Source organism: Pseudomonas sp. 3MAES_34.3B (genome assembly GCF_058145875.1).
The window spans coordinates 253,203-277,127 of record NZ_CM176960.1; the positions used below are offsets into that span (position 1 = coordinate 253,203).

A 23,925-nucleotide genomic window follows, 5' to 3' on the forward strand; every position below is an offset into this window, starting at 1 on the left:
CCGGGGTCCTCAGGTCAAAAACAGTTGCAGAAGGTCATTCAGGAACAGCTGGCCCCGCTCCGTCGCCGCCAGCCGCTCCGGTTCGACGCGCAACAAGCCTTTTTGTTCGGCGGCCCGGCGGCCTTCTTCCAGCGCAGCCAGCGGCAACCCGGTGCGCTCGGGAAAGAGCGCCGCAGGTACACCCTCGGTCAAGCGCAAGGCATTCATCAGAAATTCGAACGGCAACTCTTCGGGTGCCAGAACCTTTTCGCCCGCCAGGTACGGCTTGGCAAGGTTCAGGTAGTCCTTGGGCAACCGGGTTTTCCAGGTGCGTCGCACACTGCCGTCCGCGCCGGTGAGCTTGCCATGGGCGCCAGCGCCGATCCCGATGAAATCACCGAAGCTCCAGTAATTGAGGTTGTGCCGCGCGGGGCGCCCGGGGCGAGCGTAGGCCGACACTTCGTATTGGGCAAAGCCTGCGCTGGCCAACAATGCCTGGCCGGCCTCCTGGATGTCCCAGAGAATGTCGTCTTCGGGCAGCTGTGGCGGCTGGTTCCAGAACACCGTGTTGGGTTCGAGCGTAAGCTGGTACCAGGACAGGTGCGTGGGCGCCAAAGCGATGGCCTGGCGCAAGTCGTCCAATGCTTCCTCCTGACTCTGGCCGGGCAAGCCATGCATCAGGTCCAGGTTGAAGTTATCAAAGCCGGCCCGGCGCGCCATCTCCGCGGCCCGCAGTGCTTCATCTCCGCTATGAATACGCCCCAGCGCCTCGAGCTTGTCGGCCTGGAAGCTTTGGATGCCGATGGACAGCCGATTGATGCCCAGCTTGCGGTAGGCAACGAACTTATCCTGCTCGAACGTGCCGGGGTTGGCCTCCAGGGTGATTTCCACGTCCGGCGCCATGGGGATCCGGGCGCGCAGGCCTTCCAGCAATCGCCCAAGCGCCGCTGCACTGAACAGGCTGGGCGTGCCGCCACCGAAGAAGATGGAGGTCAGTGGCCGCCCCAGCGCAGCGGGCAGGTCGCGGTCGAAGTCGTCCAGCAGTGCGCTGACGTAGGCGTCCTCAGGTAACTCTGGCCCGGCTGCGTGCGAATTGAAATCGCAGTAGGGGCATTTGCGTACGCACCACGGGATGTGGATATACAGCGCCAGCGGTGGTAGCTCGATCATGGGTTTCACGCAAGGCCCAGGCGCTGGCGAAGCAGGGCCATTGCCCGGGCGCGGTGGCTGATCCGGTTTTTCTCTTCAGGCGAGAGCTCGGCGCTGGAGCAGTCGCGCTCCGGTACCCAGAACAGCGGGTCGTAACCGAAGCCGTTGGCGCCGCTGGCGGCAGGCAGAATGCGCCCGTGCCACAGGCCCTCGCAAAGGACAGGCAGTGGGTCATCGGCATGGCGCACCAGCGCCAGCACGCACACGAACTGCGCGCCACGCCCCGCATCGGGCACCCCTTCAAGGGCAGACAGCAACTTGGCGTTGTTCGCCGCATCGCCTTGGCCATCGGCATACCGCGCTGAATAAATGCCCGGCGCGCCGCCCAGGTAATCTACCGCCAGCCCGGAATCATCCGCCAGGGCCGGTAACCCGGACAGGCGCGACGCATTGCGAGCCTTGAGAATCGCGTTCTCGACAAAGGACAACCCGGTTTCTTCCGGTTCGACCTGGCTGAATTCGCCTACCGAGCGCAGCTGAACGCTGCTCCCCAACATGGCCTGAAGTTCTTTGAGTTTGCCGGCGTTATGGCTGGCAAGTACCAACTGAGTGATGTTCATCATAAATAGATAGCTGCTTGATAAGCGACCGGCGCCGAGGCGCCGGAAATAGCGGGAGCATGCCCCGGGGTGGCCGTGGCGGCAAGCGCATCGGCCGGGCGGTCACACGGCCATGTGTTCCGGGCGCAACTGAGGGCTGCTGAGGCGATAGATACCGATCTCGCCTAGCAAGTTGGGCCACAGGCGGCTGGCCCAGCCATGGCGGTGCAGGCGGTCGACGGCCAGGCGGTCGAGCACCTGTGCGTCACGCTCGCGGCACAGGTTCTCGAAGTCTTCGAAGGTGCAGAAGTGGATGTTCGGGGTGTTGTACCACGTGTAGGGCAGGAACTCCGACACCGGCATGCGGCCTTTGGTGGCCAGGTACCAGCGGCACCGCCAGTGGCCGAAATTGGGGAAGGTGATGATGCACTGCCGGCCTACCCGCAGCATCTCTTCGAGGATCCGGTCGGGATACTCGACGGCCTGCAGGGCTTGCGTCATCACCACCACATCGAAGCTGTTGCTGGCGAAGTTGCCCAGCCCCTTGTCCACGTTCTGCTCGACGACGTTCACGCCCTTGCGCACGCATTCATTGATGTTGCCCGGGTCGATTTCCAGGCCGTAGCCGGTCACACCCTTGTGGTCCCGCAACCATGCGAGCAACTCACCGTTGCCGCAGCCCAGGTCGAGTACCCGGCTGCCGGCCGGTATCCATTCCTGGATGATTTCCAGATCGGCTCTCATGGGCACCTCAAATCACAATACGGTTCATGTAGCTGGAAAACGCCTGCAGGTAGCGCGGGATAGGAATCAGGAACGCATCGTGGCCCTGGGGCGCGTCGATTTCGAGGTAGGACACGTTCTTGCGCGCCGCCATCAGGGCATCGACGATCTCACGCGAGCGTGCCGGCGAGAATCGCCAGTCCGTGGTGAAGGACATGATGCAAAAGTCGGCGCTTGCGTTGGCCAGGGTTTTGGCCAGGTCATCGCCGTGCGCAGCGGCAGGGTCGAAGTAGTCCAGTGCCTTGGTCATCAGCAAGTAGGTGTTGGCGTCGAAACGGCCCGAGAACTCTTCGCCCTGATACCGCAGGTAACTTTCTACCTGGAAGGCAACGCTGTGGAAATCGTAGGCCAGTTGGTCGTGCTTGAGCTCACGGCCGAATTTCTCGCCCATGGAGTCATCCGACAGGTAGGTGATATGGCCTACCATGCGCGCCAGCATCAGCCCGCGCTTGGGGATCACGCCTTCGGCCTGGAAATCACCACCATGGAATTCGGGATCGGACAAAATGGCCTGCCGGGCCACTTCGTTGAACGCAATGTTCTGGGCGGACAGTTTAGGTGCCGAGGCGATGGCCACGCAGTGACGCAGGCGCTCCGGGTAGCTGATCGACCATTGCAGCGCTTGCATGCCACCCAGGCTGCCGCCCACCACGGCGGCCCATTGGCGGATGCCCAGGAGGTCGGCAAGGCGCGCCTGGCTGTTTACCCAGTCTTCCACGGTAAGCACCGGGAAGTTGGCGCCGAACGGCGTGCCGGTAGCAGGGTCGATACTGCCCGGGCCAGTAGAGCCGTTGCAGCCACCGAGGTTGTTCAGGGCCACTACAAAGAAGCGGCGAGTATCGATGGGCTTGCCTGGGCCAATGGCGCTGTCCCACCAGCCGGGCTTGCGGTCGGCTTCGCTATGGTAGCCCGCGGCGTGGTGATGCCCGGAAAGGGCGTGGCAGATCAATACGGCGTTACTGGCGTCGCTGTTGAGCTGGCCGTAGGTTTCGTAAATCAGCTCGTAGGCGGCCAGCGAGCGCCCACAGGCCAACGGCAATGGCTCGCTGAACGTCGCTAGTTGCGGTGTGACCAAACCGACGGAATCTTCGGGGAAGACTGTGGACATCGACCCTGCTCTCACTCAAATGAGGCGTAAGGATAAGGAGGGGGGGCAGAGGGGGCAAGCGCCTTCGCCGCGGCGCTTGCCAGTAGCGCGCTGCGGCGAGCAGCGCAGGCACGTTATCAGATGAGTGTGCGCAGGATCTGCGGCATGCCAGTCATGGCGGCAAGGTTGTTGATTACCAGCATGTCCAGCAGCTTGAGCACCATGAATGCCAGGATCGGGGAGATATCCAGGCCCCCCAGGTTTGGCAGCAGGCGGCGGAAAGGCGCCAGCACCGGTTCGCAGATCTGATTGACCAGTTCCGCGCCCGGGTTATGGCTGGCCGGGGCCACCCACGACAGGATCACGCTGATGATCATGGCGAAGAAGAAGATATTCAGGAACAGCGCCGTCACGCCAATGATCGACCAGATCAACAACTGCAACGGGTTGCCCGTGGTGCCATAGGCCAGCAGCAGGGTGAGGGCCATGATCACCATCTGGATGATGATCGCCAGCAACAGCGACGACATGTCTAGCCCGAACAGGCTGGGCACGATCCGCCGCAACGGGCGCAGCAGCGGCTGGGTAGCGCGTACGGCAAACTGGCTCAGCGGGTTGTAGAAGTCCGCCCGTACCAGTTGCAGCACGAAGCGCAGCAGAACAATCAGCAGGTAAAGGCTGCCCAGGGTTTGCAGCACGTAAATCAGTGCGGTGTTCAATCCAATCATCTAACGCTCCTTAGTGGGCGAGTTGTTCTGCCAGTTCTTTCGAGCGATGGGCTGCCGCACCCAGAGCCTGTTCCACCAGTGCCTCGAAACCGCCGGCCTGGAAGGACTTGATCGCCGCTTCGGTGGTGCCTGCCGGAGAGGTTACCCGACGGCGCAGCTCAGCGGCATCCACATCGCTGTCGGCCGCCATGCGCGCAGCACCAACGGCTGTTTGCAGGGTGAGCCTGGCGGCGGTTTCGCGGGGCAGGCCAAGGGCTTCCCCGGCCTGGGTCATGGCTTCGATCAGGAGGAAGAAGTACGCCGGGCCGCTGCCAGATACCGCCGTTACGGCGTCCAGTTGCTGTTCGCTTTCCAGCCACAATGCCATGCCCACGGCGCCGAGCAGCTGCTGGGCGTCACGCTTTTGCTCTTCGCTCACCTGAGCCGTGGCATACAGGCCGCTGGCACCTTCACGTACCAACGCCGGGGTGTTGGGCATGCAGCGTACGATAGGGCACTCACCGAGCCAGGCGTGCAGGCTGGCGCAGGTAATGCCTGCGGCAATCGACGCAACCAGTTGGCCCGGGCGCAGTGCGGGGCGCAAGGCTTCGCACACAGCCTTCATGGCCTGGGGTTTGACGGCGAGTACCACGATGTCGGCATTGTTCGCCGCCGCGGCGTTGTCTTCGAACGTGGCGATGCCATAGGCCGCGGCGATGCGTTCGCGGGTGTCCTGGCCTGGATCGCTGGCCGTGAGCCGGCTGGCCTCGACGCCCTCGGCGCGCAGGCCACCGATCAAGCTCGCTGCCATGTTGCCGGCGCCGATGAAGGCGATACGTGGTGTGCTCATGAAAATTCCTGTGATCGGGTAGTCAGGCGGTGGGTTCAGGCTTGCTGTAGTCGCGGGCGCCGAACAGTGCGGTACCAATGCGAACCCAGGTCGCGCCCTGGCTGATCGCGGCCTCGAGGTCGTCACTCATGCCCATGGACAGGGTATCCAGTGCGCCATCGAGGCTGTCGCGCAAGGCCCGCACGCGCGCGAAAGTAGCGTTCTGTTCGTCAATGCTCATGCCGGGCTCGGGAATGGCCATCAAGCCCCGCAGGCAGATGCCTGGTAGCCTGGCAACCGCAGCGGCCAGGGCGGCAAGCTCGGCGGGTTCACACCCGGCCTTGCTGGCCTCGCCGCTGATGTTCACCTGCAGGCATACGTTAAGGGGCGGAAGATGGGCAGGCCGTTGTTCGGCCAGGCGTTGGGCAACTTTCAGCCGGTCTACCGAATGCACCCAGTGAAAGTGCTCGGCAATGGCTTTGGCCTTGTTGGACTGGATAGGCCCGATGAAATGCCAGGTAAGGTCCAGGTCCGCCAGTTCGGCTTGCTTGGCCAGCGCCTCTTGAAGGTAGTTTTCGCCGAAATGCCGTTGCCCCGCCGCATGAGCTTCGCGTACGGCCTGGGCCGGCTTGGTCTTGCTCACCGCCAGCAGGTTCACGCTGCCGGGCGCCCTGCCCGCGGCTTGAGTGGCGGCACCGATTCGCGCGATCACCGAGGAAAGGTTGTCTGCTATGGTGGACATTGACTTGGCGCCAGCGGCTTTAGGGGTCAGCGGCATTCTACCTGCTTGTCTGTATTTGGGGAGTCTCATGGACATTACTGAGTTGTTGGCCTTCAGCGCGAAGCAAGGTGCCTCGGATTTACACCTTTCCGCCGGGCTGCCGCCCATGATTCGCGTGGATGGCGACGTTCGCCGCATCAACCTGCCGCCGCTGGATCACAAGGCCGTGCAGGCCTTGATCTACGACATCATGAATGACAAACAACGCCAGGATTTCGAAGAGTTCATGGAAACGGACTTCTCTTTCGAAGTGCCGGGTGTCGCGCGCTTCCGGGTGAACGCATTCAACCAGAACCGTGGGGCCGGCGCGGTATTTCGGACCATCCCCTCCAAAGTGCTGAGCATGGATGACCTGGGCATGGGTGATGTGTTCCGGCGCATCACCGATGTGCCGCGGGGGCTGGTGCTGGTAACCGGGCCCACGGGGTCGGGCAAGTCCACTACCTTGGCGGCAATGATCGACTACCTGAACAACAACAAGCATCACCATATTCTTACGATCGAAGACCCGATCGAGTTCGTTCACGAATCGAAGAAATGCCTGGTGAACCAGCGTGAGGTGCATCGCGATACGCTCGGCTTTTCCCATGCGCTGCGCTCGGCGCTGCGGGAAGACCCGGACGTGATCCTGGTAGGGGAGATGCGGGACCTGGAAACCATTCGGCTGGCGTTGACCGCCGCGGAAACCGGCCACCTGGTGTTCGGCACCCTGCACACCACCTCGGCGGCCAAAACCATCGACCGCGTGGTGGATGTGTTCCCGGCCGAAGAGAAGTCGATGGTGCGCTCGATGCTGTCCGAATCACTGCAGGCGGTGATCTCTCAAACCCTGCTGCGAAAGATCGGCGGGGGGCGAGTGGCGGCCCACGAGATCATGATCGGCACGCCCGCCATCCGTAACCTCATCCGGGAGGACAAGGTCGCCCAGATGTATTCGGCCATCCAGACGGGCGGATCGCTTGGCATGCAGACGCTGGATGCCTGCCTCAAGGACTTGCTGTCCAAGGGCCTGATTGCCAAGGATGCGGCCCGGGAAAAAGCCAAGAACCCTGAAAGCCTGTAAACCGTGCCCTCTTTAACGAGGGCGGGCTTCAGCGCTGGGTGATACGCAAGGTGGTAGCAGCGGGCTGCTTCGGCAACACCCGCTTGGCCACTACGTAATGAGCTTTCCAGTACGGCTTGTTCAAGGTGTCGATAGACACCGCCTTGCCACGGCGCGGGGCATGGATGAACTTGTCGTCACCCAGGTAGATCGCGACGTGATTCACCTGGCGGCCCTTGATGTTGAAGAACAGCAGGTCGCCGGGCTTGAGGTCTTCCCGGGCAACTTTCACCCCGTGGCCGTCGGCCATGGCGTTGGAGGTTCTGGGCAGGTCGATGGCTTTTACGTCATTGAAGGCGTATTTCACCAGGCCGCTGCAGTCGAAGCCCTTGCTTGGGCTGCTGCCCCCCCATTTGTACGGCGTACCCAGTACCTGAACGGCGCGGCTGAGCACGGCATTGCTCTGGCTGTTCTGCCGGGCGGACATCTGGGCAGCCGCTACCTGAGCGGAATGGATACCAGCCTTGCGCGGAGCATGGCGGGGAGCGCGGGGCGCGGATTCGGTTTCGCCAGCCTGAGCGGTGTAACCCGAAAAACTCGAAGGCAGCGGTTGCTCACGGTTAGAGGCGTAAGCGGCCAGGGGACATAAAAGGCAAACTGTCAGCCATGTCTTGATTAGTAGGTGCATTAGGCAGGGCTCGATGATGTGGCGCGCAACTTTATAACAGCTTTTTTCCCTGTTTTTGACCCGCTGGTCGATCCGCGAACGTGCTACGGCGAACCCTGAACAGGGTTTTATGTCTATGACATCCACCTAGCCCCCGGTTTAGCCGGCTTCGCTCACGCTTTATACTGCGTTACCGCTTGTCGGGTAACCGCCGGAAAGTCACACTTTCTTCCACAAATTTTAATAATCGAGAGCGAAGTCAGCCTCTATGAATACCTATCAACCCGAGCCCAGGCTTCAAGACACGCACAGCATTGTGTTCGGCTATGCCTTGTGGATTTTCGGCTTCACGGGGGCTCACCGCTTTTACTATGGCAAGCCGGTGACCGGCACGATCTGGCTGTTGACCCTCGGGTTACTGGGTATCGGCTGGTTGATCGACCTGTTCCTGATCCCCGCCATGGATCGCCAGGCAGACCTGCGTTTCCATAGCGGCCCGCTGGACTACAACATCGCTTGGTTGCTGTTGACCTTTCTCGGGCTTTTCGGGGTACACCGCCTTTACCAGCGCAAATGGATCACGGCGGTGCTGTACTTCTTCACCGGTGGGCTGTTCGTGGTGGGAATTCTTTACGACTTCTGGACGCTCAACGACCAGATTTCGCTGAAGAACCGCGAAGCGTATCGCGGCTGATCTCAGGGATGCGACTCGCCGGGGTATCACCTCCGCCGGCAAGCCACGCCGCAGCAGCCTTTACGATTCGTGGCTGATGTGCCCGTCCACGATCGTGTAACGCACCGCGCCCGGGAGGCAGTGGCCCGCGAAGGGGTTGTTTTCCCCACGCGAATGCCAACGCTCGCCCGCCAGGGTGCTGGCGGCAGGATCGAACAGCAACAGGTCTGCCGGGCCACCCACTTTCACTTCCCCGGCAGGCAGGCGCAGTGCCTGAGCCGGGCCTGCGGTGAGGCGGGCCAGCAATGTGGGCAAATCCAGCAACCCTTCTTCTACCAAAGTCAGTGCAAGCGGCAGCAATAGCTCCACGCTGCTGATGCCTGGCTCGGTCGCGCCGAACGGCGCCTGTTTGGCGTCGCGTTCATGCGGTTGATGATGGCTGGAGATTGCCTGGATGACACCGGCTTTCACTGCTTCACGCAGCCCGTCGCGGTCTGCCCGGGTGCGTAATGGCGGCTGCACGTGGTACAGGCTGGAGAAGCCGGTCAATGCCTCATCGGTGAGGATCAACTGGTACAACGCCACGTCCGCGGTAACCGGCAAGCCACGTGCCTGAGCCTGGGCGATCATTTCGGCGCCACGGGCCGTGGTCAACTGGCTGAAATGCGCCCTTACACCGCTTTGCTCCACAAGCAACAAGTCTCGCGCCAGCGCAACGGTTTCGGCCGTTTCCGGTATCCCCGACAAGCCGAGGAAGCTCGCCGTGGGGCCTTCGTGCGCCAGGCCGCCGGCCGCCAGGTCCCGATCCTGGGAGTTGAAGACAACGGTCAGGTCGAAGGTGGCGGCGTATTCCAGCGCCCGGCACAGCGTGCGCGTGTTGCTAAAGCTGTTCAGGCCATTGCCGAAGGCCACGCAGCCTACATCCCGCAATGCAACCAGCTCGGCCAGCTGCTCGCCCTCCAGGCCTTTGCTCAGTGCGCCGATGGGGTACACCTTGCAGTGACCGGCGTCGCGGGCGCGGTCGAGGATCAGTTCGGCCACGGCGGAGGTGTCCAGCACCGGGCGGGTCAGCGGAGGGCAGCACAACGAGGTCACGCCACCCGCGGCCGCAGCCCGGGTTTCGCTGGCGATGCTGCCCTTGCGGCTGTAGCCTGGCTCGCGCAGCGCAACGTTGAGGTCTACCAGCCCCGGCGCGGCCACCAGCCCTTGAGCGGCGATCTGCCGCGCCGGTGCGAAGCCTGCCGGGGCGGCGCCGATAGCCAGTACCTTGCCGTTTTCCACATGGAGGTCGGACAGCTGATCCAGGCCCGACGCCGGGTCGATAAGCCGGGCGCCGATAATGCTTAAACTCACTGCACGTTCTCCTGCTCGAACTGCCGTTGGGCTGCTTGGCCGCTCATGGCCATGGACAGCACCGCCATACGCACGGCAATGCCGTAGGTGACCTGGTTGAGGATGACAGATTGTGGGCCGTCGGCCACTGCCGACTCGATCTCTACGCCGCGGTTGATCGGCCCTGGGTGCATCACGATCGCATCGGGCCGCGCCAGTGCCAGGCGCTGAGTAGTCAAGCCGAACAGCCGATAGAATTCGCCTTCGCTGGGCAGCAACCCGCCCTGCATGCGCTCACGTTGCAGCCGCAGCATGATGACCACGTCCACGTCCTTGAGCCCCTGGGCCAGGTCGGTATAGACCTTAACGCCATACTGCTCCACGCCGACCGGCAGCAGGGTTTTCGGGCCTATCACCCGGATGTCGGGGCACCCCAGGGTTTTCAGCGCGATCATGTTGGAACGCGCCACCCGGGAGTGGAGGATATCGCCCACGATCGCCACCGACAGGTTTTCGAACCCACCCTTGTGCCGGCGAATGGTGAGCATGTCGAGCATGCCTTGGGTAGGGTGCGCATGGCGGCCATCGCCCCCGTTGATCACGGCCACATCAGGCGACACGTGTTCAGCGATGTAATGGGCTGCGCCGGAGTCTGCGTGGCGCACCACAAACATGTCGGCGGCCATAGCCTCTAGGTTGCGCAAGGTATCGAACAGCGTTTCGCCCTTGCTGGTGGAGGACGTGGACACGTTCAGGGTAATCACGTCTGCGGACAGCCGTTGCGCCGCCAGTTCGAACGTGGTGCGGGTGCGCGTGGAGTTCTCGAAGAACACGTTGCACACGGTCTTGCCGCGCAGCAAGGGGACCTTTTTGACCGCCCGGGCGCCTACCTCGAGAAACGAGTCGGCGGTGTCCAGAATCTCGGTCAGCAATTCCCGGGGCAATCCGTCCAGAGACAGGAAATGCCGCAGTTGGCCCTGATCGTTCAGTTGCAAGGGGCGCTTGGCATGGGTCGGGTTCATCGAGGAGACTCTTGAAGGCCGGAGGCAGGCTCAACAACCTGCTGCTCCAGGGAAAGCGGGGAAGGGCCGAGCAATTTTACCCGTTCGTTCGGCGCCAGCGACAGGGTTACCCCGGCAATGTCCGGCCGGATGGGCAACTCGGCAGCATTCAGGTCCACCAGGCTGACCAGTGTCACGCTGGCAGGCCGGCCGTAATCGAACAGTTCGTTCAAGGCAGCCCTGATGGTCCGGCCGCTCATCAGCACGTCGTCAACGAGAATGAGGTGCTGACCTTCGATTTCGAACGGCAGGTCCGACGGGCGCACTTGAGGGTGCAGCCCGTTCTGGCTGAAATCATCCCGATAAAAGGACACGTCGAGGGTGCCGAATGCGCTGGCGATGCCCATCTCCTCGAGCAACGCCTGGGTCACCCAGACCCCGCCAGTACGTATGCCGATGAAACGTGGCGCCTCGATACCACGGGCTTGAAGCCGCGTGCGCAGGTCGATGGCCATTTGACGGATGAGGTCCGCAGGGTTCGGTAGGGTCATGCAGGCTCCAATCGGCCGCGGCCAGCGGCCCGGCAGGGGTCAGAAATCAGAGAGTTGCGCGGCGTTGGCTTCCAGCCAGCCCTCCAGTAGCAGCCGCGCAGCGATGGCGTCCACTGGGTTGTCTCGGTAGCTGTGGGTGCGTTGGCCTCGGGCCATGCGCTCGCCCTTCGCTTCGAAGGTGGTCAGGCGCTCGTCATGGGTGTGTACCGGCAGGTTGAAGCGGCCATTGAGCTGGCGGGCGAAGCGCTCCGCACGGGCGCTCATGTCGCTTGGGCTGCCATCCATGTTCAGCGGCAGCCCCACCACCAGCGCATCGGGCTTCCATTCCTTGATCAGGGCTTCCACCTTGAGCCAGTCGGGCACGCCGTTCTGTGCCTTGAGTACGCACAGCTCACGGGCCTGGCCGGTGATCACCTGGCCCACGGCGAGGCCGATCTGCTTGCTGCCGTAGTCGAACCCCAGAAGCAGACGCACGGCCATCAGGCGTGCCCCGCCTGGCTGGTCAGCAGGCTCAGGTTTACACCCAGGCGCGCGGCGGCTGCGCTAAGGCGCTGTTCGCTGGCCACGGAGAACAGGATGTCGGGGTCGAACGGGCAAGTCAGCCAGGCGTTTTCGGCCATTTCGCTTTCGAGCTGGCCTGCCTCCCAGCCGGCATAGCCCAGGGTGATCAGGCTGTTGGCCGGGCCGCTGCCATCGGCGATCGCGAACAGCACATCCTGAGACGTGGAGAGGGAAATCCCGCCCAGGTCTACGGTAGCCTCGTATACGGGCCCGCTGGTGTGCAATACGAAGCCGCGGTCCATTTGTACCGGCCCGCCGCCATATACGGGCACCAACTGTGCCGAAAGCGGTGGCGTCGCCTCTGGCCGGAGCTGCTCGAGAATATCCGCCAGGTTCAGCTCTTGGGGCCGGTTCACCACCAGCCCCATGGCGCCACGGTCCGTGTGCTCGACGATGTACGTGAGGGTCTGGGCGAAGTTCGGATCGGCCATGTGCGGCATGGCGATCAGGAACTGATGCTTGAGGTAGCTCGTTTCAAGGGTTTTCATAGGCGTAGTGTGGCGCTGCCTCGATATGCTTACAAGCGATGGACTGTCACTAGTTACTGGACAACCGGTCGCCTTTGGCGAACCGCCATGTCCTGATGATTTCGAGCCGATCGATGTCCGAAAGGTCCCCGGTGAACGGCGCGAAGGGTGCCGCCAGGCGCACGATACGTTGGGCTGCTTCGTCCAGCAGGGGCTGGCCGGAGGATTCGAGTATCAGCACTTCGTATAGCGAGCCGTCGCGGTTGATCGACACCAGCATGCGCAGGCTGCCGTAGATCTGCTGCTGGCGCGCACGCTCGGGGTAGTTCAGGTTGCCGACGCGTTCAACCTTCTTGCGCCAGTCTTCCTTGTACCAGGCGCCCTTGTCACGCATGGTCGAGGCTGCACTCAAGCGATAGATGCGAGGGCGTTTGGCGTAGGCCTGCTGCTCGTTCGACAGCTCTGCTTCAAGGCTGGCGATCTCGCTGGACAGCTGCGAGCTGTCGAAATCGGGGGTGGTGACCTTGGGTTTTTCGTCCGCGGGTTGCTGCTGCGGGCGCGCTTCGACCTTGCGTGGTTGCACGGTGGTGGTGGCCACGGCCTTGGTTTTCTGCGGCGCCTGCTCACGTACGGGGCGTGGTGCCGGTGGCGGGGTGACCTTGTTGATCTGTTCGCTCTGGAAGGGCGCGACCTCTGTGGTTTTGGGCACCGCATTGTGTTCGAGCGTGCCGCTGCCCTGCTGATTGTCCTGGGCCAGGAAGTCCGCTTTTTCGGGCGCCTTGTCGCTCTTGAAGGTCGACAAGGTGATTTCCAGCGTTTTGCTGATCTGGGCAGGGGGCTCCAGGCTGAAACTGACGCCGAGAATCACCGCCAGGTGCAACAAAGCGGCGACGAACAAGGCAAAGCCCAGGCGGTCTGCCGGGCGGGCCGCCTTGGGCGCAAGCTTTGAGGAAATGTCGGTAAAGCTGGTCATCGGCTATATGGAGCCCACACCGCTGGGAGTCGAATGGCGGAGCATCATACCGCAAATGCCCCGCTTCGGTGCCGCCGCTGGTAGGCGGGCGGCAGGATGCATCAGCGGCTTTGCAGCTTGCGCTCGATCGCGTCCATCAGCAGGCCGCCGATATTCGTGCCGTAGGCTGCGTCGATTTCACGGGCGCAGGTAGGGCTGGTCACGTTGATTTCGGTCAGGTAGTCGCCGATTACGTCCAGGCCCACGAACAGCAGCCCTCTTTCGCGCAGGCTGGGCCCCACCTGGGCGGCGATCCAGCGGTCACGGTCCGAGAGTGGGCGCGCTTCGCCACGGCCGCCTGCGGCCAGGTTGCCTCGGGTTTCACCTGCGGCAGGGATCCGGGCCAGGCAATAATCCACCGGCTCGCCGTCGATCATCAGGATGCGCTTGTCGCCCTCGGCAATGGCCGGGATGTACTTCTGCGCCATGGTCTGGTGGGTGCCATGAACCGTCAGCGTTTCGAGGATCACCGAGAGGTTCGGATCGCCCTGGCGGTGGCGGAAGATGGATGCACCGCCCATTTCATCCAGCGGCTTGAGAATCACGTCGCCGTGTTCGGCCACGAAGTCGCGGATGATGTCCTGGCGCCGGCTAACCAATGTTGGCGGGTTGCACTGCGGGAACTGGGTGGCGAACAGCTTTTCGTTGCAGTCGCGCAGGCTTTGCGGCTTGTTGACCACCAGCACGCCGGCCCGCTCCGCTTGTTCCAGGAAGTACGTGGCGTACACGAACTCGATATTGAACGGCGGATCCTTGCGCATCAGGATCACGTCCAGGTCTTGCAGGGCGATGTCCTGGGCGGCTTCCAGCTCGTACCAATGCTCCGGGTCAGCGAACACCTTCAAGCTCGCGGCCTTTGCCCGTGGCTGCCCGTTGGCCTGGTACAGGTCTGGCAGCTCCATGTAGGTCAGCTCCCAGCCCCGCGCCTGAGCGGCGAGCAAGAGCGCCAGCGACGTGTCTTTCTTGTAGTTGATACGCGAAATGGGGTCCATGACGATGCCGACGCGAATGGGCATGGTGGTGTGTCTCCAGGCAGAATGGCAGGCTTTGATGGCCGTCAGGGTGGCCCGCTCAACCGTGCTGGTCAAGGGCGCCTGCAAGGGCGCCTGCAAGGGCGCGGCATGGAAGCCGCCTCAAGACTGTGCTAAAAAGCTCCGAGGCCCGCGCGTGACGCCCCGCAGCGGCGCATGGGCCACCCGCCGACGAAACCGAACGAGCGATCATGGAACAGCATTCGCGAACGTATTCGCGGAACTTGAAGGTCATGGTGGTCGATGATTCCAAGACCATCCGCCACACCGCTGAGACACTGCTCGAGCAGGTGGGGTGCGAGGTCGTCACCGCGGTGGACGGTTTCGATGCCTTGGCGCAATTGGCCGATCACGCTCCCAGAATCGTGTTCATCGACGTGATGATGCCTCGCCTCGATGGCTATCAGGCCTGCCAACTCATCAAACAGAACCCCCGCTTCTCTGGAACTTCAGTAATAATGCTGTCGTCTCGCGAAGGTCTGTTCGACCGGGCCCGTGCGCGCGCCGTGGGCGCCGACCGGTTCCTCACCAAGCCGTTCGACCGAGCCTCGCTGCTTGAAGCAATCCGTGCCGAGGTGCCGGAGTTCCAGCCTTTGCCAACCTGACGGCGAGCGCGAAAGCGTTGATGCAGACGTCAATTCATAACCGAACGAGGACCAGCATGGCTCGAATCCTGATCATCGATGACTCGCCGACCGAATTGCAGAAACTGACCGGCATGCTCGAGCGGCAAGGGCACCAGGTGCTCAAGGCCGCCAATGGCGGCGATGGCGTTGCGTTGGCGCGCCAGGAAAAACCCGACGCGGTGCTGATGGATATCGTGATGCCGGGCATGAACGGGTTTCAGGCTACCCGTCAGCTCACCAAGGACGAGTCGACCGCCAACATTCCCATCATCATCATTACCAGCAAGGATCAGGAGACCGACAAGGTCTGGGGCGCACGTCAGGGCGCGCGGGCCTACCTGACCAAGCCTTTCGAGGAGAGCGAGCTGGTGGCTGCCCTCGGCGATGTGCTGGCGAACTGACTGAGCGCATGAACGCCTCGTATACCGCTTTCGAACTGTTGTTGGCCATTGATCAACGCTGCCGCGCCCGGGCTGCGGGGCTGCCAGTGGAGCTGGAGGGCGAACAGCCCTGGAGCGGCATCAGCTTTCGCATGGGCAACGGCTGGTATGTGGCGCCCATGAGCGAGGTAGCCGAAGTGCTACCCGAGCCGCGCATGACCCGTATCCCGGGGGTCAAGCCTTGGGTACTGGGTGTAGCGAACCTGCGCGGGCGCCTCCTGCCCGTCATGAACCTTTCCGGCTATTTCGGCGCGGCGCTGTCCAGCCACCGGCGGCAGCGCCGCGTACTGGTGATCGACCACGAAGAAGTGTTCACTGGCCTGCTGGTGGACGAAGCGCCAGGCCTGCAGCATTTTCCCGCTTCGGACCTGGCAACGGTACGCCCCGAAAGCCTTGACGAAGCGCTGGCCCCCTTCGTCAAGGGCTACTTCTTTCATGAGCGGGAATGGGCGGTGTTCAGCCCGTTCTCGTTGGTCACGGCAGCGGAGTTTCTGAATGCGGCGGCATGACACTGGCGGGGGGCGCGCATCGAGCAGTCAGGGCGCAGGTGCGACCCAACAGGCCTCGCGCAGTACGGCTCAGATCGCCGGCCTGTTCGTGGCCCTGGTGATCCTGATCATGTTGCTGTTTGCCAATTTCGCCTACCTCAATACCCAGGGCAATCATGATAAGCAGTACATCGGCCATGCCGGTGAGCTGCGCGTGGTATCACAGCGCATCGCCAAGAATGCAACCGAAGCCGCCACGGGCAAGGCAGAGGCTTTCCGCGAGCTGACCGCGGCGCGTAACGAGTTCGATCGCCGCTGGCGCTACCTTACCGAAGGCGATGCCCACACCGGCCTGCCCCCGGCCCCGCATACCGTGCATGAACAAATGGTGGCAGTGCAGCGGGATTGGGACCGCCTGCGCAAGAGCGCCGATACCATCCTGGCCAGTGAGCAGACCGTACTGTCGCTGCACCAGGTGGCGGCCACCCTTGCCGAAACCGTGCCGCAGCTTCAGCTGGAGTCCGAAAAGGTCGTCGATAGCCTGCTGCGCCGTGGCGCGCCAGCGGAGCAGGTCGCCGTTGCCCAGCGCCAGTCGCTGCTGGCGGAGCGCATTCTGGGCTCGGTCAATATCGTGCTGGCGGGCGATGAAAACGCAGCGCGGGCGGCCGAAGCCTTTGGCCGTGACGCTAACCGCTTTGGCGTGGTGCTCAATGGCATGCTCAATGGCAGCAGCACCCAAGGCATCCGCCAGGTAGACGACCCTCAGGCCCGCGCCCGCCTGCAGGAAATCGCCGAGCTGTTCGCGTTCGTCTCCGGCTCTGTGGGTGAAATCCTCGAAACCTCGCCAGAGCTGTTCAGGGTGCGCGCTGCCGCCACGGATATCTTCAACCTGTCCCAGACCCTGCTGGACGAAGCCTCGCGCCTGGCCGACGGGTTTGAGGACCGTGCCGGCGGGCGTACCCTGGATGTGGTCGGCGGGTACGTGCTCGGCCTGCTGGCGCTCGCGTGCATCATCCTGATGGCAACCATCATGGTGCGTGAAACCAACCGGCGGCTGCGCGAAACAGCAGAAAAGAACGAGCGCAGCCAGCATGCCATCATGCGTTTGCTGGACGAGATCGAGGGCCTGGCGGCTGGCGACCTCACGGTCACTGCGTCGGTGACTGAAGATTTCACCGGCACCATTGCCGACTCGATCAACTACTCCATCGATCAGCTGCGGGACCTGGTTGCGACCATTAACCGCGCCGCCGAACGGGTGGCAAGCGCGGTTCAAGATACCCAAGGCACCGCTCGGCAACTGGCCAAGGCATCTGAACATCAGGCCCAGCAGATCAGCGAAGCTTCGCGCGCCATCAGCGATATGGCCCAATCCATCGACCATGTGTCGAGTAACGCGTATGAATCGGCCAAGGTCGCCGAGCGCTCGGTGAACATCGCCAACAAGGGAAGCGAAGTCGTACACAACACCATCCAGGGCATGGACGTGATTCGCTTCCAGATCCAGGACACCTCCAAGCGCATCAAGCGCCTGGGCGAGTCGTCCCAGGAAATCGGCGATATCGTTGGCCTTATTGATGACATTGCCGAGCAAACGAACATTCTTGCCCTCAATGCGGCAATTCAGGCTTCTATGGCGGGCGAGGCGGGGCGCGGCTTTGCGGTGGTGGCGGATGAAGTGCAACGCCTTGCCGAGCGCTCCTCGGCCGCTACGCGGCAGATTGAAATGCTGGTGCGCGCCATTCAGGCCGACACCAACGAGGCGGTCATGTCCATGGAGCAGACTACCTATGAAGTGGTACGCGGGGCATCGCTGGCCCAGGACGCCGGCGTGGCGCTGGAAGAAATCGAGAGCGTGTCCCAGGACCTCGCCGCGCTGATCCAGCGCATCTCCAATGCGGCGCAGCAGCAAACGTCGTCGGCGGGGCAGATCTCGCACACCATGGCGGTTATCCAGGAAATCACCACGCAAACCTCTTCGGACTCTACCGCCGCGGCAGAAAGCATGAGCAACCTGGCGCAAATGGCCAGTGACATGCGCCGCTCGGTGTCCGGGTTTACCTTGCCGCCGGCCGAGGCCGTGAAGCCATGAACAGGGCAGCATGAAATTCGACAGAGAAGGGCGCGCCGATGTGGTTGGCCTGCAGTGGCTCAAGCCAGAACTGGCTGTGACGCTGGCCCAGGCGCGTCATGCACTGGATGCCGGGACCGATGGGCTACCCGAATGCGCCCGTGCCTTGCACGCCGTGGTCGCCACGCTGGGTTTTGTGAATTTTCCCGGGGCGAGTCGCTTGGCTCGTGATCTGGAGCGCCTGGCTACGCTGCCCCAGCCCACGGCAGCAGCGGTAGATGCGCTGCGCCACCTGATCGACCGGTTGCCCGGCTACCTGGAGCGCGTTGCCACAGCCCGCCATGACCTGCCGCTGCTGTTGCAGCCTTGGCTCAATGAAATTCGCGCCACCCTGGGTGAGGCACCGCTTTCCAATGCCGACATGGCGGACCTGGTTGGCCGGCCGGTTGCCGATGAACCGGTTCGCAGCATGCCGGCTGTAACACCGGACCGTGCCGGGCTGGGCCCCTTGGTTGCCGCGTTGTGCGAAGAGCTGTTACGCAACAAGGCCCGGTTGGATCAATACCTGCTCGATGGCCGGCGCAACCCGGCTGAACTGGTGGCGATTGCCCCCTCGCTGAGGCGCATTGCCGATGCGTTGGCGGTGTTGGGCTTCCAACAGCCGCGGCGGGCGATCCTCGACCAGATGGGGATTATCCATAACCTCGCCAACGGCGCTCACCCGGTGGACGACGCCAGCATCATGGACGCCGGTGGCGCGCTGCTGTACGTGGAAAGCACCCTGGCCGGTATGGTTGGCCCCGAGGATCTGGTACCCGGTGCCGCACAGATACCGCCTACGGAACTGGAGCGTATCCATCACCTGGCGATCGAGGAAGCGCTTACCGCGCTGGAGCGCATAGAGCAGTCGATCAGCGAATGTGCGGATAGCGGCTGGGCCGCCGACCACCTGGCCGGGATTCCGGCTCAGTTGCTGGAACTGCGCGGCGCATTGGCGATGGTGCGCCCCGAGGCCTTGCTGTCACTGCTCGACGCGCTCGAAACCTATGTCCACGACCGCCTGCTACCCGCCAGACAGCCCCCGGCGCCGGGCGTGCTGGAAACACTCGCTGACGCATTATGTGCCATCGAGTGGATGCTGCGCCGCTGGATGGTCGATCCCAGGGAAGCGGAAGACGCCTTGCTGGCCAGCGCGGGCCATGCGCTGGCGGGGCTGTGGGCAGGAAAATTGCCGCGCGCGATGGCATCGCCGCTACCTGCGCAGGTAGCGCCGGAAAGTGAGCCAGGGGAAGAGCCTCTCGATACCCAGTTGTTGGATATTTTCCACCATGAAGCCCGCACTTATCTGGAGATACTTCGTGGGTACCTGCGCAAAGCCGTGGCGCCAGCGGCGGTAACCGAGGCATTGCTGCGGGCACTGCATACGCTCAAGGGCAGCGCATTCATGGCCGGTGTGGTTCGCATGGGCGAGATGGCCGCCCCGGTCTACAGGCTGTGCAGAGAGTTTCACACCCGACAGCGGCCCTTGGGCAACCCGGAACTTGCCTTGTTGCGCGAAGCATTGGCCTTCCTGGAGCAAAGCCTGCAGGAGGTTGCCCGCCATACGCCGCAGGCCATTACGCAAGACCATCGCCTGGCCGAGCAGGCCGAAGCGCTGCTGGCGCGCACGCCTGCCAATATGAACAACGGCATGGCCGAATCGGACGTTCGCGATCAGCGCGGTCAATTGCTCATCCAGGGTATTGATTATCTGGACGAAGCTCAGCAATACCTGACCGAATGGCAGCGTCAGCCGGGACCGTATTCCGACCTGCCCTCGCTGATTGATGCGCTCGATCGGCTCGGGGAGATGACGCACCTGGCCGATGTGCCTGCCATGGATGCGCTGTGCGAGGCCCTGCTGGACCTCTATGGCGCTATCGACGAGGCCAGCCTGGCTGCCTCCGCCGATGTGCTCCAGGCAGCGGCGCAGGCTCACGATGCCCTCTACGACATGTTCGACGAATTGGCGGCGGGGCAGCCCGTGACTGCGCGGCCGATGCACCTTCGTCGGTTGCGGTACTGGATTGAAAATGCGCTGGCCCCTGACGCCTTGGGCGCGATAGGTGAGGCAGCGGTACAGCGCCTGGCTGAAGCCTTGCCTTTCGGGCCGCCCGGGGAAGGTGCGCCGCACAGCGAGTGGCTGGCCTTCTTCCTCGACGAGGCCGCCGACCTGCTTGAAAGCGCCGACGAGGCGCTACGGGTGTGGCTTCAAGACCCTCAGCGCGATAGCGCGCTGGTTGCCCTGGAGCGCGACCTCCACACTTTGGCAGGGGGCGCCACGCTGGCGGGGCTTGACCCTTTCGCGACCTATGCCAAGGCAGTTGCCGGGCTGTATAGCCGTTTGCACGATGCGGCCACTATGGACGGCGAAGCACGGGCACGCCAGGCGCACGAACGCCTGCACGAATGGTTGAGGCGGATGGCCGAGGCCGGCCCGGACGGCCCCCGAGAGGCACCTTGGTTACCCGCGTGGCTGGATGATGTAAATGCGGCACTGCCATCACCGGGCGAGGATACGCCTGGCCTCGAGGAGAACGACGCGCAAGCCACCGAGCGCGAGCTGCTGCAGGTGTTTCTCGAGGAGGGCGCGGACCTGATTGAAAGTGCGGGCGCAGCGTTGGTTCGATGGCAGGCCGACCCGAACAACGCATTGGAGGTGGAGAACCTTCTGCGTGACCTGCATACCCTCAAGGGCGGTGCCCGCATGGCAGAGGTGGGGCCCGTCGGCGACCTGGCCCATGAGTTGGAAACCCTCTACGAGCGGGTGTCGGCTGGGGAGCTGGAGCCCGCACCGGCCCTGTTCAAGTTGCTGCACAAGGGCCATGACCGCTTGGCCTTGATGCTTGATACGGTTCGCGCGGGCGACCCGGCGCCAGTGGATTTCACCCTGCTCGATGCGGTGCAAGGCTACGGCAGCCGGATCCTCCCCCCGCCCCGCGAACCTGCACGGCCCGCCGTGGCAGATCAGGCGCCCATGGCCGAGCGCGGCGGCGCCGACCAGATCAAGGTGGCCGCGCAAACGCTGGAGGGCCTGGCCAACCTGGCCGGGGAGGCCTCCATTACGCGAGGCCGGGTGGAGCAGCAGGTCAACGATGGTCACATTGCCATGCTGGAGATGGAAACCACGCTTGCCCGCATGCGTGATCAGTTGCTGCGGCTGGACAACGAAACCGTGCAGCCGCCAGGCGGTCGCGCTTCGCCGGGCGGCGCCCATGACGCTTTCGATCCGCTTGAGCTCGAACGCCAGACCCATTTGCGTGAGCTCGGCCGCGCCCTGCTGGAAGCGGTGTCCGACCTTTCCGATCTGAAAGATACATTGGCTGCTCGCAACCTGGAGGCACAGGCGCTGCTCGCGCAGCAGGCGCGGATCTGTTCCAGTCTGCAGGAAGGGCTGATGCGCACGCGCATGGTCCCGTTTGCCCGGGTATTGCCGCGGCTGCAGCGTATCGTACGGCAGGTAGCCGAAGAGCTGGGCAAGGACGTCGAATTCGAGACACTGGACACTGAAGTCGAAATGGACCGCACCGTGCTCGAGCGCATGATCGCCCCTTTGGAGCACATGCTGCGCAACGCCATTGATCATGGCCTGGAAAGCGCGCCGGCACGGCTCGCTGCGGGGAAGCCGGAGCAGGGGCGGATAACCCTGCGGGTAGCCCACGAAGGCGGCGAAATCGTGATCGAGATGAGCGATGACGGTGCTGGCATTCCCCTTCAGGCCGTACGCGACAAAGCCATCAAGCGAGGACTGCTCAGCCCTGACAGCGATTTGCGTGACCACGACGTGTTGCAGTTCATTCTGCAGCCGGGGTTTTCCACGGCACAGAAGATCACCCAGATCTCCGGCCGTGGCCTGGGCATGGATGTGGTGCACGAAGAGGTGAAGCAACTGGGCGGCAACATGATCATCGACAGCCAGGCCGGGAGCGGCGCGCGCTTCGTGATTCACCTGCCGTTCAGTGTGTCCATCAACCGGGCGTTGATGGTGCAGTGCGGGGAACAATTGTTCGCGGTACCTCTGAACAGCGTCGAGGGTATTGTGCGGGTAGCCCCGGAGGAGCTGGCTGCAGCGTATGCCACACGCGTGCCGCGTTATCGCTATGCACAGCTGTCCTACGACCTGCGCTACCTCGGCGACGTGCTTGGTGTCACCCCTCGGCCCGCCGCGCTGGAAGGCGGGTTTCCGCAGCCGTTGTTGCTGGTCCGTGCCCCTGATCACCAAGTGGCCTTGCATGTGGATGCGCTCGCGGGGTCGCGTGAAATCGTGGTGAAAAGCCTAGGGCCGCAGTTCGCAGCGGTGCCTGGCCTCAGTGGCGCTACCATCCTGGGCGACGGCCGCGTGGTGCTTATTCTCGATCCGCTGGCGCAGATCCGTGCCGCCCACCTTCGCCCCGGCCCGACGGTCATTCCCACTGCCCGTTACGTGTCGCCCCCCACCAAGCCCTTGCTTGCCTTGGTGGTCGACGACTCCGTGACAGTGCGCAAGGTCACAAGCCGCCTGCTGGAGCGGCACGGAATACGTGTACTCACCGCCCGGGATGGCGTTGAAGCACTGCAACTGCTGGCGGAGCAGCAGCCCGACGTGCTGCTGGTAGACATCGAAATGCCACGGATGGACGGCTTCGAACTGGTCAGCAGGCTGCGCGCCGAGCCAAGGCTGGCCACTATCCCGGTGATCATGATTACTTCCCGCACAGGGGAGAAGCACCGCCAACGCGCCATGGGGTTGGGCGTGAGCGAGTTCCTCGGCAAGCCCTATCAGGAATCCCAACTGCTGCACCTGATACGTTTCTGGAGCAGCAAGCATGCCTGAGCGGGCCTTTTCTCGACGTGACACGCTGAGCACGCTGTTGCTGCCACTGGCCGAGCGCCAGCTGATCGTTCCGGACGTGGCAGTGGCCGAATTGATAGGCTACCGGCCTGGCGTACCGACAGGATCGCCGGCGGCGTGGGACCTGGGCGATATTACCTGGCGGGGGCGTCCGTTGCCGTTGGTGAGTTTCGAAGCGGCCTGCGGGCAACCCCTTCCCAACGGTGAGCGGGTTCGTATTGCCGTGATGCACGGCATAGGGCCAAGGTTGCCGTTCTTCGGGCTATTGGTGCAAGGCATTCCCCGCATCTTCAGGGCAGACAGCCAACTGAGCTACATCGACGTTCCGCTGGCCTCGCTGGAGATGGCGGCGGTGCTCGCCGGCAATGACGTTGCCCGGGTGCCAGACCTCGACGCCCTCGCCGACGTCATTCTCCGTGGGCGTTTTACCGCGGGCTGAAGTCGCCCCATAGCTGTTGCGCCAAGGCGAGCGCGACCACCGGGGCGGTCTCCGTACGCAATACCCTTGGGCCCAGCCGTGCCGGATGAAAGCCCGCAGCCTGGGCCTGTTCCACTTCCGCTTCACTCAAGCCGCCTTCCGGGCCGATCAGGAACGCCAGCGAGGCGGGCGTTGCGTGGCTGCTGAGCGGGGCGGACACCGGGTGCAGCACCAGCTTGAGATCCGCCTTGCACGCCGCCAGCCATTCGGCCAATGTGAGGGGCGGGTGAATCACGGGCACCGTAGAGCGGCCGCTTTGTTCACAGGCACTGACCGCTACCTGGCGCCAGTGAGCCAGGCGTTTGTCGGCGCGCTCGTCCTTGAGGCGAACCTCACAGCGCTCGCTGACGATCGGAGTGAGCTCATTCACCCCCAGCTCTGTAGCCTTCTGAATGGCCCAGTCCATGCGTTCGCCACGGCTCAGGCCTTGCCCGAGGTGCACATGCAGACGGGATTCCGGCAGGCCCGGCATCACTTCCTCTACCTGCACGGTCACTGTCTTCTTGCCGACCTGCAGCAGGGTTGCGAGGTACTCGTGGCCCCTGCCATCGAACAGTTGAACGCGGGCTCCCTCGGCCAGCCTCAGCACGCGGCCGATGTAATGGGCCTGCGCCTCGGGAAGCTGGTGCTCACCCACGGCCAGCGGCAGGTCGACATAAAAACGGGAAAGTCTCATGAGGCCACAATCGTCCCACAGATAA

At 63.4% G+C, this 23,925-nt stretch carries 24 protein-coding genes; 8 read left to right on the forward strand and 16 right to left on the reverse strand.

The window, feature by feature from the left end; all coding sequences use genetic code 11:
• Window positions 1-9: 9 nt before the first annotated feature.
• The 7 genes from hemW to AC3Z8Y_RS01185 all read right to left on the reverse strand — a co-directional run bounded on the left by hemW (window position 10) and on the right by AC3Z8Y_RS01185 (window position 5,875).
• Window positions 10-1,149: a radical SAM family heme chaperone HemW gene (hemW, locus tag AC3Z8Y_RS01155; RefSeq protein ID WP_181113979.1), complete on the reverse strand. Its 1,140-nt coding sequence runs from the start codon at window positions 1,147-1,149 to the stop codon at window positions 10-12.
• A gap of 5 nt (window positions 1,150-1,154) precedes the next feature.
• Window positions 1,155-1,751 carry an RdgB/HAM1 family non-canonical purine NTP pyrophosphatase gene (gene rdgB, locus AC3Z8Y_RS01160; RefSeq protein WP_490088101.1) on the reverse strand — a complete coding sequence of 199 codons (597 nt, stop codon included), beginning with the start codon at window positions 1,749-1,751 and terminating at the stop codon, window positions 1,155-1,157.
• 99 nt (window positions 1,752-1,850) lie between these two features.
• Entirely contained in the window at window positions 1,851-2,471 is a 621-nt protein-coding gene (gene metW, locus AC3Z8Y_RS01165) for a methionine biosynthesis protein MetW (RefSeq protein ID WP_490088102.1), read from the reverse strand.
• Window positions 2,472-2,478: 7 nt separating this feature from the next.
• Window positions 2,479-3,618, reverse strand: a complete 1,140-nt coding sequence (gene metX / locus AC3Z8Y_RS01170; protein ID WP_490088103.1) for a homoserine O-succinyltransferase MetX — start codon at window positions 3,616-3,618, stop codon at window positions 2,479-2,481.
• Window positions 3,619-3,734: 116 nt separating this feature from the next.
• Complete coding sequence (locus AC3Z8Y_RS01175; protein WP_490088104.1) at window positions 3,735-4,325, reverse strand: YggT family protein; 591 nt, start codon at window positions 4,323-4,325, stop codon at window positions 3,735-3,737.
• Window positions 4,326-4,335: 10 nt separating this feature from the next.
• Window positions 4,336-5,154 (reverse strand): pyrroline-5-carboxylate reductase, encoded by an 819-nt coding sequence (gene proC / locus AC3Z8Y_RS01180; protein WP_490088105.1) that lies wholly within the window; start codon window positions 5,152-5,154, stop codon window positions 4,336-4,338.
• 22 nt (window positions 5,155-5,176) lie between these two features.
• Window positions 5,177-5,875: a YggS family pyridoxal phosphate-dependent enzyme gene (locus tag AC3Z8Y_RS01185; protein ID WP_490088106.1), complete on the reverse strand. Its 699-nt coding sequence runs from the start codon at window positions 5,873-5,875 to the stop codon at window positions 5,177-5,179.
• A 67-nt stretch (window positions 5,876-5,942) separates the two neighbouring features.
• Between AC3Z8Y_RS01185 and AC3Z8Y_RS01190 the strand changes: the two genes are divergently transcribed.
• The gene (locus tag AC3Z8Y_RS01190) at window positions 5,943-6,977 is read left to right on the forward strand and encodes a type IV pilus twitching motility protein PilT (protein ID WP_490088107.1); all 1,035 of its coding nucleotides are present in this window, start codon (window positions 5,943-5,945) and stop codon (window positions 6,975-6,977) included.
• Window positions 6,978-7,005: 28 nt separating this feature from the next.
• On the opposite strand, the gene AC3Z8Y_RS01195 is transcribed toward AC3Z8Y_RS01190, so the two are convergent.
• The gene (locus AC3Z8Y_RS01195) at window positions 7,006-7,644 is read right to left on the reverse strand and encodes a C40 family peptidase (protein ID WP_490088108.1); all 639 of its coding nucleotides are present in this window, start codon (window positions 7,642-7,644) and stop codon (window positions 7,006-7,008) included.
• 247 nt (window positions 7,645-7,891) lie between these two features.
• Here AC3Z8Y_RS01195 and AC3Z8Y_RS01200 point away from each other — a divergent pair, with 247 nt between their 5' ends.
• Window positions 7,892-8,317 (forward strand): TM2 domain-containing protein, encoded by a 426-nt coding sequence (locus tag AC3Z8Y_RS01200; protein ID WP_490088109.1) that lies wholly within the window; start codon window positions 7,892-7,894, stop codon window positions 8,315-8,317.
• Between the two features lie 60 nt (window positions 8,318-8,377).
• Here AC3Z8Y_RS01200 and AC3Z8Y_RS01205 read toward each other — a convergent pair whose 3' ends face one another.
• From AC3Z8Y_RS01205 to gshB, 7 genes are all read right to left on the reverse strand, one after another.
• On the reverse strand, window positions 8,378-9,649 hold the full coding sequence (locus tag AC3Z8Y_RS01205; RefSeq protein ID WP_490088110.1) for a dihydroorotase: 1,272 nt from the start codon (window positions 9,647-9,649) through the stop codon (window positions 8,378-8,380).
• Entirely contained in the window at window positions 9,646-10,650 is a 1,005-nt protein-coding gene (locus AC3Z8Y_RS01210; protein WP_181113686.1) for an aspartate carbamoyltransferase catalytic subunit, read from the reverse strand. The genes AC3Z8Y_RS01205 and AC3Z8Y_RS01210 overlap by 4 nt, the downstream gene beginning before the upstream one ends.
• Window positions 10,647-11,180, reverse strand: coding sequence for a bifunctional pyr operon transcriptional regulator/uracil phosphoribosyltransferase PyrR (gene pyrR, locus AC3Z8Y_RS01215; protein ID WP_490088111.1), 534 nt, complete (start codon window positions 11,178-11,180; stop codon window positions 10,647-10,649). The genes AC3Z8Y_RS01210 and pyrR overlap by 4 nt, the downstream gene beginning before the upstream one ends.
• 39 nt (window positions 11,181-11,219) lie before the next feature.
• Window positions 11,220-11,660 (reverse strand): Holliday junction resolvase RuvX, encoded by a 441-nt coding sequence (gene ruvX / locus AC3Z8Y_RS01220; protein WP_181113682.1) that lies wholly within the window; start codon window positions 11,658-11,660, stop codon window positions 11,220-11,222.
• Window positions 11,660-12,229 carry a YqgE/AlgH family protein gene (locus tag AC3Z8Y_RS01225; protein ID WP_490088112.1) on the reverse strand — a complete coding sequence of 190 codons (570 nt, stop codon included), beginning with the start codon at window positions 12,227-12,229 and terminating at the stop codon, window positions 11,660-11,662. The genes ruvX and AC3Z8Y_RS01225 overlap by 1 nt, the downstream gene beginning before the upstream one ends.
• Before the next feature lie 49 nt (window positions 12,230-12,278).
• Window positions 12,279-13,181, reverse strand: a complete 903-nt coding sequence (locus AC3Z8Y_RS01230; protein ID WP_181113678.1) for an energy transducer TonB — start codon at window positions 13,179-13,181, stop codon at window positions 12,279-12,281.
• Window positions 13,182-13,282: 101 nt separating this feature from the next.
• Window positions 13,283-14,236, reverse strand: a complete 954-nt coding sequence (gene gshB, locus AC3Z8Y_RS01235; RefSeq protein ID WP_490088113.1) for a glutathione synthase — start codon at window positions 14,234-14,236, stop codon at window positions 13,283-13,285.
• 206 nt (window positions 14,237-14,442) lie between these two features.
• Between gshB and AC3Z8Y_RS01240 the strand changes: the two genes are divergently transcribed.
• The 6 genes from AC3Z8Y_RS01240 to AC3Z8Y_RS01265 are packed head-to-tail and all read left to right on the forward strand — an operon-like array spanning window position 14,443 to window position 23,185.
• A complete protein-coding gene (locus tag AC3Z8Y_RS01240) occupies window positions 14,443-14,856 on the forward strand; it encodes a response regulator (protein ID WP_490088114.1) in 414 nt (137 codons plus the stop codon).
• Between the two features lie 56 nt (window positions 14,857-14,912).
• Window positions 14,913-15,278 (forward strand): twitching motility response regulator PilH, encoded by a 366-nt coding sequence (pilH, locus tag AC3Z8Y_RS01245; protein ID WP_490088115.1) that lies wholly within the window; start codon window positions 14,913-14,915, stop codon window positions 15,276-15,278.
• A gap of 8 nt (window positions 15,279-15,286) precedes the next feature.
• Complete coding sequence (locus AC3Z8Y_RS01250) at window positions 15,287-15,826, forward strand: chemotaxis protein CheW (RefSeq protein ID WP_490088116.1); 540 nt, start codon at window positions 15,287-15,289, stop codon at window positions 15,824-15,826.
• Window positions 15,813-17,897 carry a methyl-accepting chemotaxis protein gene (locus AC3Z8Y_RS01255; RefSeq protein ID WP_490088117.1) on the forward strand — a complete coding sequence of 695 codons (2,085 nt, stop codon included), beginning with the start codon at window positions 15,813-15,815 and terminating at the stop codon, window positions 17,895-17,897. The genes AC3Z8Y_RS01250 and AC3Z8Y_RS01255 overlap by 14 nt, the downstream gene beginning before the upstream one ends.
• A 10-nt stretch (window positions 17,898-17,907) precedes the next feature.
• The gene (locus AC3Z8Y_RS01260) at window positions 17,908-22,728 is read left to right on the forward strand and encodes an Hpt domain-containing protein (RefSeq protein ID WP_490088118.1); all 4,821 of its coding nucleotides are present in this window, start codon (window positions 17,908-17,910) and stop codon (window positions 22,726-22,728) included.
• Window positions 22,721-23,185 (forward strand): chemotaxis protein CheW, encoded by a 465-nt coding sequence (locus AC3Z8Y_RS01265; protein WP_490088119.1) that lies wholly within the window; start codon window positions 22,721-22,723, stop codon window positions 23,183-23,185. The genes AC3Z8Y_RS01260 and AC3Z8Y_RS01265 overlap by 8 nt, the downstream gene beginning before the upstream one ends.
• Here the strand turns inward: AC3Z8Y_RS01265 and AC3Z8Y_RS01270 are convergent.
• Window positions 23,172-23,900: a 16S rRNA (uracil(1498)-N(3))-methyltransferase gene (locus tag AC3Z8Y_RS01270; RefSeq protein WP_490088120.1), complete on the reverse strand. Its 729-nt coding sequence runs from the start codon at window positions 23,898-23,900 to the stop codon at window positions 23,172-23,174. The genes AC3Z8Y_RS01265 and AC3Z8Y_RS01270 overlap by 14 nt on opposite strands.
• Between the last annotated feature and the right edge of the window lie 25 nt (window positions 23,901-23,925).